Here is a 2,913-nt window from a genome sequence, read left to right on the forward strand (position 1 = left end):
GGGGGGGGGGGGGGGGGGGGGGGGGGGGTGGGGGGGTGGGTGGGGGGGGGGGGGGGGGGGCCCCCCCCCCGGGCCCCCCCCCCCCCCCTCCCCCGCTCAGGCCGCCGCCCGTGCAGCACCGCGCTCAGCCCACCAGCGCAGGCTCCTGCTCCGTCGCCGGCGACGTGTCGTCGGCCGCTTCCTCGACGTGCTGTGCCGGGCGCTTCGGCAGCGCGAACATCAGCAGGAAGATGGTGCCCATCACCGCGGCCACCCACCCGAGCGCGTGCTGGAAGCCGTCCGCGAAGGCCAGGCCGGCCGCCGTACGCTCCCGCGCCTCGGCCAGCCCGTCGTCGACGACCCCGAAGAAGACCACCGAGACCAGTCCGAGGCCGAGCGCGTTGCCCATCTGCTGCACGGTGCTGATCAGTCCCGACGCCGAACCGGCGTGCTCGCGCGGCACCTCCGACAGGATCGCGTCCGTCAGCGGGGCCACGATCAGCCCCATGCCGAGGCCCATCACGACCAGCGGCAGAGCCATCTGCCAGGGAGCGATGTCCAGGCCGTAGCGGCCCGCCTCCCAGATGTAGAGCAGCACGCCGACCGCCATCACCAGCGCGCCCGCCTGCAGCACCCCGCGGCCGAAGCGCGGGACCAGCTTCTGCACGGACAGGCCGGCCGCCGTCGAGACCGCGATCGAGAACGGGATCCCGGTCAGACCGGCCTTCAGCGGGCTCCAGCCCAGGCCGTACTGCATGTACAGCGTCCAGACCAGGAAGAAGATGCCGAGCGCGACACCGAAGACCGTCTGGACCGCGATGCCGGCCGCGAAGCTCTTCACCTTGAACAGGGACAGCTCGATGAGCGGGGAGCCGTCACGGACCGCCTTGCGCTTCTCGTACGTCACCAGCGCCGCGAGGACGACGAGGGCGCCGGCCATCGACGCGTACCCCCACAGCGGCCAGCCCAGCTCGCGGCCGCGGGTCAGCGGGTAGAGCAGCATCAGCAGGCCGAGGGTGACGAGGGCTACGCCGACCAGGTCCAGCTTCATGGCCTTCGGCGCCTTGGACTCGGTGATGAAGCGGCTGCCGAGGATCAGGCCCGCGATGCCGACCGGGAGGTTGATCAGGAAGATCGGGCGCCATTCGAGGCCGAAGAGGTTCCACTCGGTCAGGAGGGCACCGAGGAGCGGGCCGGTGACCGCGCCGAGACCGACGACCGCGCCGAACAGGCCGAAGACCTTGCCGCGTTCGTGCGCCGGGAAGGTGGCGTGCACGATCGACAGGACCTGCGGGACCATCAGCGACGCCATCGCGCCCTGCAGGATGCGGGAGGCGACCAGCATCTCCGGGTTCGCGGCGAAGCCGCACAGGGCGGAGGCCAGGGTGAAGCCGCCGATGCCGATCAGGAACAGCCGCTTGCGGCCGTGGATGTCGCCGAGGCGGCCGCCGGTGATCAGGCCTGCGGCGAACGCGAGGGCGTAGCCGGCGGTGATCCACTGGATCTGACTGAAAGTCGCGCCTGACTCCCGCTGTATCGACGGGATCGCGACGTTGACGATCGTGACGTCGACCAGGTCCATGAAGGCCGCGGTCATCACGATCGCGAGGGCGAACCAGCGGCGGCGGTCCGTCGGGGCGGTCGCGGTGGTGGTGGCGGTAGTGGTGGTGGTCGCGGTGGGTGGGGCGGTCCGGGCGGTTGGCGTGTTCGGTGAAGTCTCGGTGGAAGCCATGTCCTCAAACTAGAACGGCATTAGGTCAGATCATGACCTAGTTGTACGGCATCCTCGAACTCATGACGACGGACACACCGGCTCGGCTCCTCCAGTTGCTCTCCCTTCTGCAGACGCCCCGCGAGTGGCCCGGCGGCGAGCTCGCCGGGCGGCTCGGGGTGTCCCGGCGTACGGTGCGGCGGGATATCGACCGGCTGCGGGAGCTGGGGTATCCCGTGCAGGCGACGAAGGGGGCCGACGGGGGGTATCGGCTGGTCGCGGGCAAGGCGATGCCGCCGCTCGTCCTCGACGACGAGGAGGCCGTGGCGATCGCGGTGGGGCTGCGGGCCGGGGCCGGGCATGCGGTCGAGGGCGTGGACGAGGCGTCGGTCCGGGCGCTGGCCAAACTGGAGCAGGTGTTGCCGTCGCGGCTGCGGCGTCGGGTGTCCACGTTGCAGGCCGCGACGACGCCGCTGACCAGCGGGGACGGGGCGAGTATCGCGCCCGAGACGCTGACCGTGATGGCGTCGAGCGTGGCGGGGCAGGAGCGGTTGCGGTTCGCGTACCGGGCGGGGGACGGGACGGAGTCGCGTCGCTTGACCGAGCCGCATCGGCTGGTGTCGACGGGGCGTCGCTGGTACCTCGTGGCGTACGACCTCGATCGCGCCGACTGGCGGACGTTCCGGGTCGACCGGGTGAGTGAGCCGTTCGCCACCGGGGCGCGGTTCGCTCCGCGGGAGTTGCCGACGGGTAGTGCGGCGGAGTATCTGCGGCGGTCCATCCGGCGGCATTCGGAGACGTACGAGTTCCAGGTCACGTTCGCGGCGGCTGCCGAGGCGGTGGAGGCGCAGTTGCCCCGGTGGCTCGGGGCGCCGGAGCCTGTCGGGGCGGACGAGTGCCGGTTGCGGGCGGTCGCGAGTGAGCCTGTGGAGTGGCTGGCGGTGCGGTTGGCGATGGTGGGGTGCGAGTTCGTGGTGGAGTCGCCGGAGGAACTGGTGCGGTGTGTGCGGGAGTTGGGGGGGCGGTTGAGTCGGGCTTCTGGGTGACGGGTGCCTCCGGCGGGTGGGCGGGGGCGGTGCCTGCGGCGGCCTGCTGGTGATCGGTGGGGGTGCGCGTCCATGCCTGCGGCGGCCTGTTGATGTTCGGTGGGGGTTCGTGTAGCGCCTGCGGGTGTGTTGTGGGTCGGGGCCGCGCCGGGGGGTGTCCGTCCTCGGACCGGCGGC

The 2,913-nt window shown here is 72.1% G+C and carries 2 protein-coding genes; one reads left to right on the forward strand and one right to left on the reverse strand.

Features of this window, described 5'->3' with window-relative positions:
• Nucleotides 1-124 precede the first annotated feature (124 nt).
• A complete protein-coding gene (locus POF73_RS45560; RefSeq protein WP_443049778.1) occupies nt 125-1,711 on the reverse strand; it encodes an MFS transporter in 1,587 nt (528 codons plus the stop codon).
• A 62-nt stretch (nt 1,712-1,773) separates the two neighbouring features.
• Here POF73_RS45560 and POF73_RS45565 point away from each other — a divergent pair, with 62 nt between their 5' ends.
• A complete protein-coding gene (locus tag POF73_RS45565) occupies nt 1,774-2,736 on the forward strand; it encodes a helix-turn-helix transcriptional regulator (RefSeq protein ID WP_272125431.1) in 963 nt (320 codons plus the stop codon).
• Nucleotides 2,737-2,913 lie beyond the last annotated feature (177 nt).

Source organism: Streptomyces sp. HD, assembly GCF_028369295.1.
Classification (GTDB): domain Bacteria; phylum Actinomycetota; class Actinomycetes; order Streptomycetales; family Streptomycetaceae; genus Streptomyces.

Coding starts and splice junctions, on each gene's coding strand:
- POF73_RS45560 (WP_443049778.1), bottom strand. CDS start 1,711: ATGGCTTCCACCGAGACTTCACCGAACACGCCAACCGCCCGGACCGCC.
- POF73_RS45565 (WP_272125431.1), top strand. CDS start 1,774: ATGACGACGGACACACCGGCTCGGCTCCTCCAGTTGCTCTCCCTTCTG.